Below are 15,192 nucleotides of genomic sequence, written 5' to 3'. Positions count from 1 at the left end.
TGGGGGAATCCTCGTGAGGGCGTTGATGGCGTCGGCGGATAGGCTAGCATCGCCGTCATGGCAAAGCATCGCATCTACACGACGAGCTTCGCGAGCGTTTACCCGCTCTACGTCACCAAGGCGGAGAGGAAGGGGCGCACGAAGGCCGAGGTCGACCAGATCATCGCCTGGCTGACCGGCTACAGCGCCAAGGCGCTGGACTCTCAGATCAAGAAGCAGACCGACTTCGAGACTTTCTTTGCCAACGCCCCGAAACCCAATCCGTCGCGCGCCCTCATCAAGGGCGTCGTCTGCGGCGTTCGCGTAGAGGAGGTCGAGGAACCGACCATGCGCGAGATCCGCTACCTCGACAAACTCATCGACGAGCTGGCGAAGGGCAAGGCGATGGAGAAGATCCTGCGCAAGGAGTGAGGCGCGGGATCGGCCTCACACGCCGAATCGCTCCAGCCGCTCCAGCACCGTCGGGATCTTGTCGTCGGTGACATTGGCGAAGGCGAGGCGGATGAAGCGCTCCTGGCCCGCGCCGAACATGTCGCCGGGGATGGTGAGCAGGTTCTCCTCGTCGGCCATGCGCTTGGAGACCTCGGTCGAGGGCGTGCCCGCGAACGGGTGCTCCACGTAGGCGAAGTAGGCACCGATGCTGACGAGGCGCCAGCGGTTGGAGCGCTCCAGGCCCTGGCCCAGCATGTCGGCGCGCGCCTTCAGGCCGGCGGTGTTGTTGCGAGCCCAGGGCAGCAGGTTGCGCAGTCCGTAGAGCGCGGCCTCCTGCGCAAGCCGCGGCGGGCAGATCGAGACGCAGTCCATCGCCTTCTCGATCTCGGCCATCAGGCCGGCGCCGGCGGTGACGCCGCCCACGCGATAACCCGTCAGCGCGAACACCTTGGAGAAGCTGTAGAGGTGCACGAGCGTGCCGCGCCAGTCGGGCCGGCTGAAGAGATCGTGCGGCCGCTCTCCCTGCGGCAGGAAATCCTTGTAGGTCTCGTCGAGCAGCAGGGCGATGCCGTGCTTCTTCGCGAGTTCATAGAAGGCGTGGATCGTGGCCGGCGGATAGACCGCGCCCGTCGGGTTGTTGGGCGAGATCAGGATGATGGCGCGGGTGCGCGGTCCGATCAGCTTCTCGGCATCCTCGGCATTCGGCACCGCGCCGGAGCCCGGCCGGAAGTCGAGCGACACCGGCTCGACGCCCTGCATGCGCATCCACATGTCGTGATTGAAGTAATGCGGACGCGGCAGGATCACCTGGTCGCCGGCCTTGGCGATGCTCATCAGCGCCAGGCAGAAGGCCTGGTTGCAGCCCGAGGTGATGCCGACTTCGCCGGGCGCGATCGGCGCGCCGTAGAATTCCGAGAGGTGGCCCGCATAGGCCTCACGCAGCACCGGCATGCCGAGGATCGGCGTGTAGCCGTGCATCGTCGGATCGAGCAGCAACTGGCCGAGATGCTGGCGCAGCTCGAGCGCCGGCGGATAGCCCGGTACGGCCTGGCTGAGATCGATCAGCGGCCGGTCGGCGGGGAAGGTGCGGTTCAGCACCCAGCGCTTGGTCTCGCCGATGGGCGAGGGGGCGACGGCGGCGAGCCAGGGATTGGCGGTCGGAACGGTATTCATGAGGAGGCGTACGCTTCTTTCAAAACTGGCTGCCGAGCGGGCCGGCGGTGGCATTCGGCCGGATGTATTTTACAGCGAATTCTCGCAGGAATTGCAGGCCCCGCTCCGGCGCGAGGCGGCGGAGCATCCAAGTCTCCCTGCAGCCTGTCAAATCCCGCTCAAATGACGACCGCATGTCAAAATGCATTGCTTGCCCGGCGTCTTGTGCATAGCATCGATGCCAAGGCTCCGCATGAGAGCCATCGCCTTCGCACAGACGCGGGCTGGGTTAATCGGCCGTTCGAAACGGCTCTGAGGAGGAAACATGGTCTCGAGGAAGGTCAATCGTCGTCGATTCGTGGCCGGTACTGCTGCGGCTTCCGCAGCGTTCGTGGCCGCGCCGTTTGTCCGGGGCGCCTACGCCGCGGGCAAGCTCTCCGTCGGATTCTGGGATCACTGGGTGCCGGGCGCCAACAAGGCGACCGAGGACCTCGTGAAGGAGTGGGCCGAAAAGGAGAAAGTTGAAGTCTCGATGGACTTCATCACCTCCCAGGGCAACAAGCTGCTGCTCACCACGGCGGCCGAAAGCACGGCGAAGTCGGGCCATGACGTGCTCGCTTTTTCGACCTGGTTGCCGGCCCGTTATTCCGACCAGCTCGTGCCCATGAACGACATCATGGAGCCGCTGATCAAGACCAACGGTGCCGTCAACGGCACGGTCGAATATCTCGGCAAGGTCGACGGCAAGTGGCTCGCCGTCCCGGCGACCGCAGGCAGCCAGATCAAGGGCCCGTGCTCGCGCATCGACCTCCTGAAGAAGCATGCCGGCATCGACATCCAGGCGATGTACCCGGCCGGCGAGGCCCCCAAGGCCGACGGCTGGAACCTCGACACCTTCCTGAAAGCGGCGGAAGCGTGCCAGAAGGGCGGCAACCCGTTCGGCATCGGCCTTGGCACGACCTCGGACAATGTCGACACGGCCGGCGCGATCTTCCACGCCTTCGGTGCGCAGCTCGTCAACGCCAAGGGCGACATCGTCGTGAAGAACGACCAGGTCCGCCAGGCGCTCGATTACTACAAGAAGCTGATGGCCTTCCTGCCGCCCGACGTGCCGTCGTGGGACGACGCGTCGAACAACAAGTTCATCGTCTCGGGCCAGGGCTCGCTGATCATGAACCCGCCCAGCGCCTGGGCCGTCGCCAAGCGCGACGCGCCGCAGGTCGCCGAGCAGCTCTGGACGCACGGCTTCCCGGTCGGTCCGAAGGGCCGCTACGCGCCGTTCCTGCCGTACTTCTGGGGCGTCTGGAACTTCAGCAAGAACCAGCCGGCCGCCAAGAGCCTGATCACCTACCTGTCGCAGGCGAGTGCCGCGGAGAAGATGGTCAACGCCTCACAGGGTTATGACCTGCCGGCCTTCGCCAACCTCACGACCTTCAAGGTCTGGGCCGAGGAAGGGCCGCCGAAGGGCACGCTCTACCACTACCCGAACCCGCACAACCACCAGACGCTCTCGATCGCCGCGGCGCCCGCACCGCACAAGATCGCCGAGCAGATCTACACCCAGGCCATCCAGACGCAGATGATCGTCCGGTACGCCAAGGGCGAAGCCATGGACAAGACGCTCGACTGGGCCGCCAAGGAGCTCGAGGGCTTCTCGCGCAACTGACGCGTCGTCCCGCATCCGTAGGGGGCGCCGCCCGAGGCGGCGTCCCCGCGACTGCACCATCCGTCCCGCCGCCGGGAGTACCCCATGGCAGATATCGCCGCCCGCAATCCGGCCGTCCTCGCAGGCGATCGTCGGAGCAGCCTGCACAAACTCATGCAGCGCAAGTCGACCATCGCCTTCCTGATGGCGCTGCCACTGATCCTGCTCCTGGCGATTTTGGTCGCGTATCCCGCGGGCTTTGCCGTCTATCTCGCGACCCTGAACAAGGGCATGACGCGCTTCGTCGGCTTCGGGAACTTCGAGTTCCTGTTCGGCCGCGATACGTTCTGGCTGGTCGTCTACCAGTCCTGCCTGTTCGCCATCACGGCGGTGATCTTCAAGGCCATCATCGGCTTCGTGGTCGCCCACTTCGTCCACAACATTCCCTCGAAGGGCCAGCGCAAGTGGCGCGGCATGCTCCTCGTTCCGTGGGTCATTCCGCCGGCCATGAGCACGCTCGCCTGGCTGTGGCTGTTCGATCCGTCCTACAGCGCGCTGAACTGGATCCTGGCGCTGTTCGGCATCGGCAACATCCCGTGGACCGGCGAGGCCGGCTGGGCGCGCTTCTCGGTGATCCTGGTCAATGTGTGGATCGGCTCGCCGTTCTTCATGATCATGTACCTCGCGGCGCTGAAGTCGGTGCCCGAACAGCTCTACGAGGCGGCCTCGATCGACGGCGCCACCTGGTGGCAGCGCATCTGGTACGTGACCCTGCCGATGATGCGCAACATCATCGCGATCACCGCGCTGTTCTCGCTGATCGTCACCTTCGCGAACTTCGACATCGTGCGCGTGCTGACGGCGGGCGGTCCGCTCAACAGTACGCACATCTTCGGCACCTGGGCCTTCCGCGTCGGCATCGAGGGCGGTGACATACCGCTCGGCGCCGCCGTGTCGCTGTTCATGGTGCCGATCCTGGCCGTCGCCGCGACCTTCATCCTGCGCGACATCACCAAGCGGGGGAGTGAAGTCTGATGGCCAACACCGCAGTCGCAACCGGGGCGCCGACCCGCCCCAAGTACGGCAGCATGAGCCGCGACAGGGCCTGGGCGCTGCGCTGGTCCTATTTCTTCCTCGTGCTGTTCGCGATCTTCTTCCTGATGCCGCCGATCTACATGCTGCTGACCTCGCTGAAGACCAGCCAGGAGATATCGGCGGCGACGAATCCCTGGTGGATCAGCAATCCGACGATCCAGAACTACATCGACCTCCTGTCGCAGAACCAGTTCCTGGTCTTCTTCCGGAACTCCGCGATCGTGTCGATCTGCGTCGTCATCCTGACCATGATGATCAGCGTGATCGCGGCCTTCGCGCTCGCGCGCATGAAGTTCTGGGGATCGGCGACGCTGGCCACCGGCGTGTTCCTGACCTACCTGATCCCGGAAACCCTGCTGTTCATCCCGCTGTTCAAGATGTTCGCCTGGGTGAACGAGGTGACCGGCGTCCAACTGATGAACCACTGGTGGACGATGATCATCCTCTATCCGACGCTCACCGTGCCGTTCGCCACCTGGATCATGATCGGCTACTTCGCGTCGATCCCGAAGGAGCTGGACGAGGCGGCGCTGATCGATGGCGCCACCTGGATGCAGACCCTGACCAAGATCTTCATCCCGGTCGCGCTTCCCGGCATCATCGCGGCGACGATCTTCACCTTCACCGTGGCCTGGGCGCAGTTCCTCTACCCGCTGGCCTTCACCACCTCGGCCAGCGAACTGGTGCTGCCGGTCGGCATCATCACGACGCTGATCAAGGGTGACGTCTTCAACTGGGGGCAGATCATGACCGGTGCGCTGCTGGGCGCCGCGCCGCCGCTCATCATCTATGCCTTCCTCATGGACTACTACATTGCCGGCCTGACGGCCGGTGCGACCAAGGGATAGAGTAAACATGGCTCAGGTAACACTGCGTAAGGTCGTCAAGAAGTACGATGAAGTCCTCGCCGTCCGCGGCATCGATCTCGACATCACCGACAAGGAGTTCATCGTGCTGGTCGGCCCGTCGGGCTGCGGCAAGAGCACGACGCTTCGCATGATCGCCGGTCTCGAGGAGATCAGCGGCGGCGATATCGCGATCGGCGGCGACGTCGTCAACGACGTGCCGCCCAAGGACCGGGACATCGCCATGGTGTTCCAGAACTACGCGCTCTATCCGCACATGAACGTCTACGAGAACATGTCGTTCGGCCTGAAGCTCAAGAAGACGCCGAAGGACGAGATCGACAAGCGGGTGAAGCAGGCGGCGCAGATCCTCGACATCACCGAGCTGCTCGACCGCAAGCCCAAGCAGCTCTCGGGCGGCCAGCGCCAGCGCGTTGCCATGGGCCGCGCCATCGTGCGCGATCCCAAGGTGTTCCTGTTCGACGAACCGCTGTCGAATCTCGACGCCAAGCTGCGCGTGCAGATGCGCACCGAGATCAAGAAGGTCCACCAGAAGGTCCGCACGACGACCGTCTACGTCACCCACGACCAGGTCGAGGCGATGACCCTGGCCGACCGCGTGGTGGTGATGAACGGCGGCCTGATCGAGCAGGTCGGTTCGCCGAACGATCTCTACCACTCGCCGGCGACCAAGTTCGTCGCGGGCTTCATCGGTTCGCCGGCCATGAACTTCATCTCCTGCCAACTCGAGCAGGCGGCGGGCGCATTGCGCGTGCGCCTGAACGACACGCTGTCTTTCCCGGTGCCGGCCGAGCGCACGTCGCGCTACACGGCCCATGTCGGCAAGTCCAACCTGATGCTGGGTCTGCGGCCTGAGCATATCGCGGAGACCCGTCCGCACATCGAGCCCAACCAGCACGACTTCGACATGGTGATCGACGTGGTCGAGCCGATGGGCATGGAAACGCTGGTCTACTTCACGGTGAACGGCCGCGAAGTCTGTGGCCGCGTCAATCCAAACGCCGGTGCCGCGGCGGCACGGTCGATGAAGCTCCGTGCCGATCTCAGCAACATGCACCTGATCGACGACGGCACCGGCAAGGTGCTCTGAGGCATCGGCTACCGGGAGCGTTCATTGCGCTGCCGGCGTGTCGCCTTGCGGGCGAACGTCCGCAATCATTGCGCATCTCCACGCGACGGCTGGATGCCGAAGGCGTAGGATTTTGTCTGCGCGGCTGAGGCCGGACGGCATTCGGGAACAATGAATTTCAGAGAGAACGAGGAGAGAGCGTGATGGGTACTCTGACGGGCAAGGTCGCGTGGGTGACGGGCGCCGGATCGGGCATCGGGCAGGCGGCGGCGGTCGCGCTGGCGAAAGAGGGCGCCACGATCGTGCTGACCGGCCGGCGCAGCGCGCCACTCAAGGAAACGGCGGCCATGATCAAGAAGGCCGGCGGCACGTCCGACGTGAAGCCGGGTGACCTGATGAAGGCGGCCGCGGTCACCAAGATCGCCAAGGAGATCGAGAAGAAGTACGGCCGTTGCGACATCCTGGTGAACAACGCCGGCCTCAACATCCTGAAGCGCCAGTGGGCCAAGCTGACACCGGCCGATGCCGAGCTGGTGATCGACGGCAATCTCGCCAGCGCCTTCTATTGCACGACCGCGGTGCTGCCGATGATGCGCAAGCGCAAGGACGGTGTGCTGATCCACACCTCCTCGATGGCCGGGCGCCATCCGAGCCTGCTGTCGGGCCCGGCCTATTCGGCCGCCAAGCACGGCGTCGTCGCGATGAGCCACACCATCAATCAGGAGGAATGCGTCAACGGTATCCGCTCCTGCGCGCTGCTGCCGGGCGAAGTCGCAACGCCGATCCTCGACAAGCGACCGGTGCCGATCACCCCGGCCGAGCGCAAGCGCATGGCGCAGTCGGAGGATGTCGGCGACCTGATCCGCTACGTCGCCTGCGCGCCGGCGCACATCACGATCAACGAGGTCTGGATCACCCCGACCTGGAACCGCGGCTACGTCGCCAACCTGCAGCGCGGCAAGTCCTGACATGGGCAACGTGACGATCAATGCGAAGGAACTCGAATCCTTCGTCGCGGACATCTTTGCCACCGCGGGATGCTCGAAAGAAGAGGGCGCTCGCATCGGCCGCTACCTCGTCAGCGCCAACCTGTCGGGCCATGACAGCCACGGCGTGGTGCGCGTGCCGCGCTACGCCACGCAGAAGAAGACCGGCACCGTCATCGCCGACGTGAAGGTCGATGTGCTGGTCGACACGCCGGTGATCGCCGTGGTCGACGGCAAGTACGGCTTTGGCCAGACCGTGACGCCGCAGGCCGTGCGGATCGGCATCGACAAGTGCCTGAAGAACGGCCTCTCGGCCGTGACGCTGCGCAATGCCGGCCATGTCGGCCGGGTCGGCGACTGGGCGGAGATGGCGGCCGAAGCGGGCCTCGTCTCGGTCCACTTCGTAAACGCCTCCGGCAGCGTCCTCGTGGCGCCGTTCGGCGGCGTCGAGCGGCGTTTCTCGACCGCGCCCTATTGCGTCGGCGTTCCGCGGCCGGGCGAGGATCCGCTGGTCCTCGACTTCGCGACCTCGATCGTGGCCGAGGGCAAGGTGCTGGTGACCAGCCAGGGCGGCAAGAAGCTGCCGGAAGGAGCGCTGATCGGCCCGGACGGCCAACCCAGCGCCGATCCTCACCTGCTCTACGGCGACTACACGCCGACGGGCCCGCGCGACCACAGCAAGGGCACCGGTGCCATCCGTGCGTTCGGCGACCACAAGGGCTCGGGCCTCGCCTTCATGTGCGAGATCCTGGGTGGCTCGCTGTCGGGCACGGGCGCGACCGATCCCAAGCGCGGCCGTTTCGCCAACGGTATGCTGTCCTTCTACGTCGACCCGAAGGTGTTCGACGCCGAGGGCTTCTTCCCGACCGACATCGCCAAGTATGTGGGCTTCGTGAAGGGCTCCAAGCCCGCGACGCCGGGTGTCGAGATCCTGGTGCCGGGCGAGCAGGAGTCGCGGACCCGCGCCAAGCGTCTCGCCGAGGGCGTGCCGCTGCCGGACGACACCTGGGCTGCGATCGTGGAGACCGCACGCTCCGTCGGCCTCGACGAGCGGCGCATCCAGCAGGCCGCGATGTAGGACCTATCGGCCGGCTGCGCGCTGCAGCCGGTAGACCGATCCCGCCACGGCATCGACGGATACCGGTGTCGCGACATAGTCGGTGCGCAGCAGGCGCTGCAGCGCACCGAGACGGGTGGCGTCGGCCACCATGCCGGTTTCCGTCAGAAGCTGCGCCTCGGGAATGTCCCAGAGGCGCACGACTTGCACCTCGTAGCCGAGCTCCAGGGCGCGATCGATCTGCCGCCGCAGGGCCTCGACGTGCCGTTCGGTGCTCCAGTCGGGATGGCGCAGGACCTCGCCGGTGAAGCCGATCCATTTGAATTTCGGTAACGCCTGTGGCGCGGGGCCGAGCTGCGCGACGCCGGGCTCGGACGTGCCCCAGTGCAGCGAGGCGTAGACCATCGTCCAGTCGAAATCGTGCAGCAGGAAGACGGTGCGGGCCGGATCGCCGTGCTGTTCCAGCCGTTCGATGGCGAGACGCCATTTGGTGTCGAGCCCGCGCAGCGGTGCAATGCTCCAGACATTGTAGGCGAACAGCGCCACGGTGAGGCCGGCCATCGCCGCGAGCCCGCGCGCGGGCCAGCGTCGCCGCACCGCGAGCAGGGTCAGCGCCCAGGCCGGCGTGACCCAGGCCATGACGTTGATCTGCATCTGCGGATCCTGCGGCTGGGAATAGAGGTTGAACACCGAGCCCGCGAGGAAAGTGACGCCGAACACCGCCAGAAGCGCGCGGGCGCGACCGTCGCCGCGGGCATGCCACAGCGTCGAACCGGCAATCCCGGCGAGGGCCAACAGCCAGAAGCTCGTGGCGAAGCGCCAGATGTCCCAACCCGGGATCGTGTCGAATGTCGTGACGCCGGTTCCCAGCAGGTAGGCCACGATGCCGTCCCACAGATAGCCGACCTTGGGCCAGGTGAAGCCCGCCCACACCGAGCGCACCGCCTTGCCGGTCCAGATGAGATCGATTGGCCCGACCGCGCCCGCATGCCCGCGCCAGGCGAGCGCGACGACGGCAGCCGTCGCGACCATGCCGGCGACGAACAGCGCCACCCAGCCGAGGCGCCGGCCCCAGCGCGGCTCGCAGAACCAAAGTGCCGCCAGCATGGCCGGCAGGGTGGGGAACATCAGCCGCCATTCGAACAGCCAGCCGATCGAGAACAGGACCGAGACCGCGAGGACGCGCGTCATCGTCGGCCGGGCGAGCCACACCGCGCCCAGCGACATCGCAGCGAACATCACCGTGTAGCTCGGCATGATGTCCTCGTTGACGATGGCCAGGAACATCACGTGGCTGGTCGACAGGTGAAACAGCCCGGTCAGCAACGCCACGCGCCGGTCGCCGGTGATCGCCCGTGCCAGCAGGTAGGCGACCCCGACGCAGAGGCTCGCGCTGGCCGCATTCAGGATGGTGAGCTGGCGTCTTGGGTCGCCGGCGAAGACGCCCAGCAGGTCGAGCAGCCGGCAGAGCGCGCCATAGGCGGGATAGAACAGGTAATTCGACGCGTAGAGCGGGGCGTTGGCCGGATCGGCCACCCACGGCTTCAACTCGAGGCTCTTGAAGACGCCGTTGCCCGTCAGTCCGCCCTGCGCATTGTCGAACCACAGGATGATGGCGATCAGGACCGCGGCGCTGCCGGTCACGAGGAGGGCAAGATCGACCAGGCGGCCTTTCGGTTTTTCGTCCAGATCCGGGAAAAGGGCGGGAAAGCTCAAAATCTTCAGCCAATCGAGAAGGGCCGCGGCCACGGCGCTTGCGGCCCGGAGGCGGCGCGCGCACCATCGCTTCTGGCAACAGGATCGGGCGGATATTAGGCATGTATCGAGTGACTTCCCAATTCAAGGCGACGGTCCTGGCGCGTTTCGCGGCGGCGCTGCATCAGCTCGACGACTGGAACCGTGAGCCCAACTACCTCGAGGAGGAGCGGCTGTTCCGCGCCCTGGGCTACATGAAGCGCGGCAACTTCAAGCTCGCCGAGGCCGAGCTGAAGGAATTGAGCGCCGTGTTCGCGTCTCCTCCCGACAAGAATGCCGTGGTGCCGGTGATCACGCGCGAACGCTACACCAAGGCGCTGATGCGGCGCGGGCTGGCGCAGTTGAGAGGCGAAGCGGCCTAGCGCTGGGACCACTCCACCGTGCTGCCTCCGTAGCTGCAACCCCCGCGTAGGGGGTGACGCCATGCAATCCCGGCGCGTGTACCTTGCGAGGTGGAACGTCGATTCTGACGTGACGCCGTCACCTGACAGGTTCAGACTTGGCGAATATTCCAGAGCCGCTCCCGGCCTGGTTGTCGTCCTCTCACCGATGTCAGGGAGACACGCAGAATGCTTGTCCTGGATCGAGAGCCGCTTTCGGAGCCGGCAGTAGAGCTGGTCGCCGCGACACCATCCAGGTCGCAAAATGGTGCGCTCCCAGCCTTTGCAAGCGAGGAGGAGGCGCGAGCGGCGATCGACCGGTGCCGGGCGGCGTTGCAACGGGCCTTCTCCGACGAAGTCATCGTCCAGGAAATCCTCCTCGTTTCGATCTACGCCCGGGTGTTGGCCGAGATCGCGATCCCGCCTGGGCGCTGGCGGCGCGCCCCGCAGGCCAGCGATCAGATCGAAAGGTTTCAGCGCCAGCTCGATCATGCCTACCGGTGGCTTGCGCAGACGACGCGCGAACCCTGGCCCGCGAGCTGGATGCCGAAAAGCATCTACCGGGATATCGCGACCGAGCTGAGCCATCACTCGATCCTGAGGACGGTCTCATTGAGAACCGGCTCGAAGATCGTTCGTGCGCTCTTCTCGGCCATTGCGGCTCCTTCCGGCAGCCTGCTGCCGGGATCGCGCTTCGCCCGTTCGGATTCGCAGCTTCGTCTTCTCGATGTGGCGGCGTTCAAGACGAGATCCAAGCGCCTGCATGCGATCGCCGTCGCCGGCGTAAAGGCCTTCGGAATGCTGGCGCTCCTGAAGAAGCGCAATCTCGACTATATGCGCGGCAACCACGGGCGCGGCGATCTGGTCCTGAGCAACTATCCCAAGCTCATCCATGTCGAGCTGGCGACGGCCTGCAACATCCGCTGCCGGACCTGCTCGATCACCCGGCCGGGCCGCGGGCGCGACCGCACGTTCATCAAGTTCGAGACGCTGGAGCGGCTGAGGCCGGCCCTGCCTTTCATCAGCGACTGCAAACTGCACGGCGGCGGCGAGCCGTTCCTTCATCCGCAGATCGAGCAAGTGCTGGAGGTCTTCCGCGACGAAGGCGTTCGCCTCAACACCGTGACCAATGCGAACCTGATCACCGACCGGCTCGGCAGCCTGATCGGCCAGACCTTCACCACGCTGACTGTCTCGGTCGATGGCGTCGACCAGGAGACCTACGAATATGTCCGGCTGCGCGGGAAGTGGGACAAGCTGCTGCGCGGCCTCGATCACATCAACAAGTATCGCAGCCCCGACCTCAAGCTGATCATTGGCGTGGTCATGCTGAAGTGCAACATCCACCAGCTTCCCGATCTCGTCCGCTTCACCAAGGAGCATGGCGGCCAGGAACTGCAGGCGGCCTGGCTGGTTCCCTTCCACGATCTGCCGTGGACGCAGGAGCAGGGCCTGACGGGCGATCCCGAGAGGACCAACCACTACATGGCCGAGACACGGCGTGTCGGTAAGGAACTGGGCATCTCGGTCCGCATCCCGCTCGACCTGCCGACGGGGCCGAGTCTCAAGGCCGCGGTCCGACTCGGGCACAAGGACACCTACTGGAACCTGCACGGCACCACTTCCGTCGAAGGCCACTGCCGGCTGATGTACGACCGGGCGATGATCCTGGTCGATGGCCGCGTGAAGCCGTGCGGCCAGTCGCGAACTGTGCCTGAACTCGGCTCCATTCATGCCAGGTCGTTCGAGGAATGCTGGAATGGCGACGGCTACCAGAAGCTTCGGGCGACCTTCAATTCCGGCACGCTGCCCAAGACGTGCATGAGCTGCAACTTCATCCGTTCGAACCAGACGGGCACGGCGCGACTTGTCTACAAATGACGCGTCCGGTCTCGAGCCGGGTGCATCGACCCGGCGAGCCGTAAAATCTCGATTTCATCGAGGTTTCCGGCTGGCGCTCCCTACGGGATTCGAACCCGTGTTTTAGCCTTGAGAGGGCCACGTCCTAGGCCTCTAGACGAAGGGAGCTAGAGCCAGAAGCGGGACTGATAGTCGAATGGGAGCGCCGACGCAACCCCGGTCATGGGCCCTGTTTCGGCGGCTTTCTCACGGTTCGGTGCAACACCACCCGCGTGGCTCGACTCTTTCAGTATCTGTGGCAGACTTTCGGAACTAACGTCTCAGTCGTCGTCCACATGGATTGCCTCATGAAACGCGCCCTAGCTGTCGCCCTGGTTGCTGCTTGTTCCTGGCACGGTGTCGCATGGGCCGATCTCATTCCGGGATCGCGGGCGACGGTCGGCGGGTGGTCGCTGAGCGCCCATGACCGGTCCGGCAAGTTTTCGCACTGTGCGATATCCGCGCCCTACAAGAGCGGCATCCGCATGCTTTTCTCGGTGTCGGGCGACTATAGCTGGCGCGTCGGCTGGACCCACGAATCGTGGCGATTCACCAAGGGCCAGGCCGTCGACGTGTCGGTGCTCGTCGACAATGCAGGTCCGTTTCCGTTGCGGGCCGTTGCGGCGACTGAGAACCTGGCGCTGGCCGAGCTTCCGGCCAAGGAAGAGCTGTTCGACGTGATGCGCAAGGGCAACCGGATGACCGTCCGCGCGCAGGGCAACACCTACGCTTTCAATCTGGACGGCACCTACGCCGCGCTCAGCGAAGTCCTGAACTGCACGGCCCGGTATGGCGGTGGCTCAGGCACGCCGCCCGGCGCCTCCACCTCCGCTGCCGCGCCGCCATCACCGGTGCCGCCCGCACCGCCGATTCCACCCGCCCAGCCGTCGGTGTCGCCGCCGCCGTCGCCGGCTCAGCCGCGACCGTCCGCTGGCCCCAACGTTGGCGATCGTTCGGGAAAATCCTCTGCGGTCCGGCTCGTGCTGGGGGACGGCAGCGAGTTGAAGCCTTATGAGGTGTTCGAGAAGGCGGGTGCCGCGGTCTACGTGGTCAAGGCGGAGAAGTCGCTGGGATCGGCCATCGCCATCAGCGACCGCGAGCTGCTGACCAACTGCCACGTCGTGGAAAATGCCACGACGGTGACGATCGAGCGCGAAGGGGTTCGCTTCGAGGCCGCGGTGATCTCGGCGAACCCGAGTGCCGACCGGTGCGTGCTCCGGGTCGGCGGCCCGCCGGAGCCGCTGCCCAAGTGGGTGCGGGTGCGGCCTTACGCCGACGTCAAGGTGGGCGAGCGGGTGTTCACGATCGGCGCGCCGCGTGGCCTCGAACTGACCCTCGCCGACGGCATCGTCTCGTCGAAGCGCGTGAAAGACAATCAACGCCTGGTACAGACGTCGGCGCCGATCTCGCGCGGATCGTCGGGCGGCGGACTGTTCGACGCGCAGGGCAACCTGATCGGGATCACGACCTTCATGATCAGGGACGCCCAGAACGTCAATTTCGCCATCGCCGCCGAAGAATACGCCCGATAGTATTTTGCAGCCGTCGCCGGAGGACCCGCCATGGACATGCCGATCGCTTCCGAACTGCCGCTCACCGGCATCGACATTCATTCGCTGCCGCCGGCCGATGGCGAGTGGGTGCTGCGCCGGCAGCTCGCCGCCGCCTACCGGCTGATCGACCATTTCGGCTGGACCGAACTGATCTACGGCCATCTCACGGCGCGCGTGCCGGGCGAGGCGCCGCACTTCCTGATCAATCCCTACGGTCTCAACTACGACGAGGTGACGGCCTCGAACCTGGTGAAGATCGACCTCGACGGCAAGATCGTCGAGCCGAGCCCGCATCCGGTGAACTATGCGGGCTTCGTCATCCATTCGGCCGTCCACATGGCCCATGCCGACCGGCACAAGGTGGTGATGCACACTCATACGCGGGCCGGCATGGCGGTCTGCGCGCTGAAGGATGGGCTGCTGCCGGTGTCAATGGTGGCGACTGCCTTCCACGGCAAGCTCTCGTACCATGACTATGAAGGCCCCAGCCTCGATCTCGACGAGCGCGACCGGCTGCTAAAAAACCTCGGCAACAACCAGGCGATGATGCTGCGCAACCACGGCCTGCTGACCACGGGCCGCTCGGTGCCGGAAGCCTTCCTGCGCCTCTATCGCCTGGAGCGCGCCTGCCAGATTCAGCTCGACGCGGCCGCGGCCGGAACGCTCAACGTGCTGGGCGACAATCTGGCGGCCAAGTCGGGCGCCGACATGGACCGTTTCTCGGAGATGGAATCGGCGGTCGGCATCGGCGACCTGGAGTTCGCGGCGCTGGTGCGCAAGCTGGACAAGGTCGACTCGAGCTGGCGCCATTGACCAATCGTTACCTGAGCTTGTAGAGCGCCTTCAGGGAGCCGCTGGGCGCCTTGATCTCGGCGATGCGCCAGCCCACCGGCGTCTTCGCCAGCTCCAGCACCACGCGCTTGGTCTCGCCGAAGTTCTGGAACGACACCCGGGCGGTCGCTGTGTCGTCCCTGGCCGTTACGTCGACTGACAGCTTCGAGATCTCCCAGTCCTGCGCGTCGACGAAGGGGTCGCCGTTCAGGGTCGGCACCTCGTTGCGGCGCTTGGCCTCGCGATAGTCGCGGTCCATGGCCTGGGCCAGCGCGGGCACGAAGAAGCGGGCCGTCTGTTCGTAGGGCTGTCCCTTGAAAGCCTTGTTGAGATACGGCCTGTAGAGGCCTTCCACGAAAGCCTGGGCCGTTGCCGTTTGCGCCGTCGCGGTGGCCGCGTTGAAGGCGGCCGCCAGCGCGGCTGCCACGACGAGGCGGCGCCCCGGTTTCCAAGCGTTCAAATCCTGCTCCTG

General features: G+C 65.5%; 14 protein-coding genes and 1 tRNA gene. 11 read left to right on the top strand and 4 right to left on the bottom strand.

Features of this window, described 5'->3' with window-relative positions; all coding sequences use genetic code 11:
• Positions 1-57 precede the first annotated feature (57 nt).
• A complete protein-coding gene (locus tag AC1RP5_RS14465; RefSeq protein ID WP_493111571.1) occupies positions 58-411 on the top strand; it encodes a DUF2200 domain-containing protein in 354 nt (117 codons plus the stop codon).
• Positions 412-426: 15 nt separating this feature from the next.
• On the opposite strand, the gene AC1RP5_RS14460 is transcribed toward AC1RP5_RS14465, so the two are convergent.
• Entirely contained in the window at positions 427-1,605 is a 1,179-nt protein-coding gene (locus AC1RP5_RS14460; RefSeq protein WP_493111569.1) for an aminotransferase, read from the bottom strand.
• Positions 1,606-1,909: 304 nt separating this feature from the next.
• Between AC1RP5_RS14460 and AC1RP5_RS14455 the strand changes: the two genes are divergently transcribed.
• The 6 genes from AC1RP5_RS14455 (at position 1,910) to AC1RP5_RS14430 (ending at position 8,323) form a co-directional block, all read left to right on the top strand.
• Positions 1,910-3,250 carry an ABC transporter substrate-binding protein gene (locus AC1RP5_RS14455; RefSeq protein ID WP_493111568.1) on the top strand — a complete coding sequence of 447 codons (1,341 nt, stop codon included), beginning with the start codon at positions 1,910-1,912 and terminating at the stop codon, positions 3,248-3,250.
• An 84-nt stretch (positions 3,251-3,334) separates the two neighbouring features.
• The gene (locus AC1RP5_RS14450; RefSeq protein WP_493111567.1) at positions 3,335-4,264 is read left to right on the top strand and encodes a carbohydrate ABC transporter permease; all 930 of its coding nucleotides are present in this window, start codon (positions 3,335-3,337) and stop codon (positions 4,262-4,264) included.
• The gene (locus AC1RP5_RS14445; RefSeq protein ID WP_493111565.1) at positions 4,264-5,172 is read left to right on the top strand and encodes a carbohydrate ABC transporter permease; all 909 of its coding nucleotides are present in this window, start codon (positions 4,264-4,266) and stop codon (positions 5,170-5,172) included. Before AC1RP5_RS14450 ends, AC1RP5_RS14445 begins: the two co-directional genes overlap by 1 nt.
• 7 nt (positions 5,173-5,179) lie before the next feature.
• Complete coding sequence (locus AC1RP5_RS14440; protein WP_493111563.1) at positions 5,180-6,280, top strand: ABC transporter ATP-binding protein; 1,101 nt, start codon at positions 5,180-5,182, stop codon at positions 6,278-6,280.
• Between the two features lie 182 nt (positions 6,281-6,462).
• A complete protein-coding gene (locus AC1RP5_RS14435; RefSeq protein WP_493111561.1) occupies positions 6,463-7,227 on the top strand; it encodes an SDR family oxidoreductase in 765 nt (254 codons plus the stop codon).
• Between the two features lies 1 nt (position 7,228).
• Positions 7,229-8,323 (top strand): malate/lactate/ureidoglycolate dehydrogenase, encoded by a 1,095-nt coding sequence (locus AC1RP5_RS14430; protein WP_493111559.1) that lies wholly within the window; start codon positions 7,229-7,231, stop codon positions 8,321-8,323.
• Between the two features lie 3 nt (positions 8,324-8,326).
• On the opposite strand, the gene AC1RP5_RS14425 is transcribed toward AC1RP5_RS14430, so the two are convergent.
• A complete protein-coding gene (locus tag AC1RP5_RS14425) occupies positions 8,327-10,051 on the bottom strand; it encodes a hypothetical protein (protein ID WP_493111557.1) in 1,725 nt (574 codons plus the stop codon).
• Between the two features lie 77 nt (positions 10,052-10,128).
• On the opposite strand from AC1RP5_RS14425, the gene AC1RP5_RS14420 reads away from it, so the two are divergent.
• Both AC1RP5_RS14420 and AC1RP5_RS14415 read left to right on the top strand, forming a co-directional pair.
• Positions 10,129-10,419 carry a hypothetical protein gene (locus tag AC1RP5_RS14420; protein WP_493111556.1) on the top strand — a complete coding sequence of 97 codons (291 nt, stop codon included), beginning with the start codon at positions 10,129-10,131 and terminating at the stop codon, positions 10,417-10,419.
• A 351-nt stretch (positions 10,420-10,770) separates the two neighbouring features.
• Positions 10,771-12,318, top strand: a complete 1,548-nt coding sequence (locus AC1RP5_RS14415; protein WP_493111554.1) for a radical SAM protein — start codon at positions 10,771-10,773, stop codon at positions 12,316-12,318.
• A 71-nt stretch (positions 12,319-12,389) separates the two neighbouring features.
• On the opposite strand, the gene AC1RP5_RS14410 is transcribed toward AC1RP5_RS14415, so the two are convergent.
• A tRNA-Glu gene (locus tag AC1RP5_RS14410) sits at positions 12,390-12,465 on the bottom strand.
• 179 nt (positions 12,466-12,644) lie between these two features.
• On the opposite strand from AC1RP5_RS14410, the gene AC1RP5_RS14405 reads away from it, so the two are divergent.
• Both AC1RP5_RS14405 and AC1RP5_RS14400 read left to right on the top strand, forming a co-directional pair.
• The gene (locus AC1RP5_RS14405) at positions 12,645-13,868 is read left to right on the top strand and encodes a S1C family serine protease (RefSeq protein ID WP_493111553.1); all 1,224 of its coding nucleotides are present in this window, start codon (positions 12,645-12,647) and stop codon (positions 13,866-13,868) included.
• A gap of 30 nt (positions 13,869-13,898) precedes the next feature.
• Entirely contained in the window at positions 13,899-14,702 is an 804-nt protein-coding gene (locus AC1RP5_RS14400) for a class II aldolase/adducin family protein (protein WP_493111552.1), read from the top strand.
• 7 nt (positions 14,703-14,709) lie between these two features.
• On the opposite strand, the gene AC1RP5_RS14395 is transcribed toward AC1RP5_RS14400, so the two are convergent.
• A complete protein-coding gene (locus AC1RP5_RS14395; RefSeq protein WP_493111551.1) occupies positions 14,710-15,180 on the bottom strand; it encodes a DUF3828 domain-containing protein in 471 nt (156 codons plus the stop codon).
• Positions 15,181-15,192: the final 12 nt, after the last annotated feature.

This window comes from Reyranella sp. GW821-FHT12G01, from assembly GCF_058806575.1.
The sequence above is the reverse complement of the archived record's forward strand: the minus strand, read 5'-3'. Positions and strand labels throughout refer to the sequence as shown.

Excerpts from the sequence above, each read along its gene's own strand:
- AC1RP5_RS14445 (WP_493111565.1), top strand. The coding sequence starts at position 4,264 with ATGGCCAACACCGCAGTCGCAACCGGGGCGCCGACCCGCCCCAAGTAC.
- AC1RP5_RS14450 (WP_493111567.1), top strand. The coding sequence starts at position 3,335 with ATGGCAGATATCGCCGCCCGCAATCCGGCCGTCCTCGCAGGCGATCGT.
- AC1RP5_RS14465 (WP_493111571.1), top strand. The coding sequence starts at position 58 with ATGGCAAAGCATCGCATCTACACGACGAGCTTCGCGAGCGTTTACCCG.
- AC1RP5_RS14455 (WP_493111568.1), top strand. The coding sequence starts at position 1,910 with ATGGTCTCGAGGAAGGTCAATCGTCGTCGATTCGTGGCCGGTACTGCT.
- AC1RP5_RS14400 (WP_493111552.1), top strand. The coding sequence starts at position 13,899 with ATGGACATGCCGATCGCTTCCGAACTGCCGCTCACCGGCATCGACATT.
- AC1RP5_RS14430 (WP_493111559.1), top strand. The coding sequence starts at position 7,229 with ATGGGCAACGTGACGATCAATGCGAAGGAACTCGAATCCTTCGTCGCG.
- AC1RP5_RS14440 (WP_493111563.1), top strand. The coding sequence starts at position 5,180 with ATGGCTCAGGTAACACTGCGTAAGGTCGTCAAGAAGTACGATGAAGTC.
- AC1RP5_RS14460 (WP_493111569.1), bottom strand. The coding sequence starts at position 1,605 with ATGAATACCGTTCCGACCGCCAATCCCTGGCTCGCCGCCGTCGCCCCC.
- AC1RP5_RS14435 (WP_493111561.1), top strand. The coding sequence starts at position 6,463 with ATGGGTACTCTGACGGGCAAGGTCGCGTGGGTGACGGGCGCCGGATCG.
- AC1RP5_RS14405 (WP_493111553.1), top strand. The coding sequence starts at position 12,645 with ATGAAACGCGCCCTAGCTGTCGCCCTGGTTGCTGCTTGTTCCTGGCAC.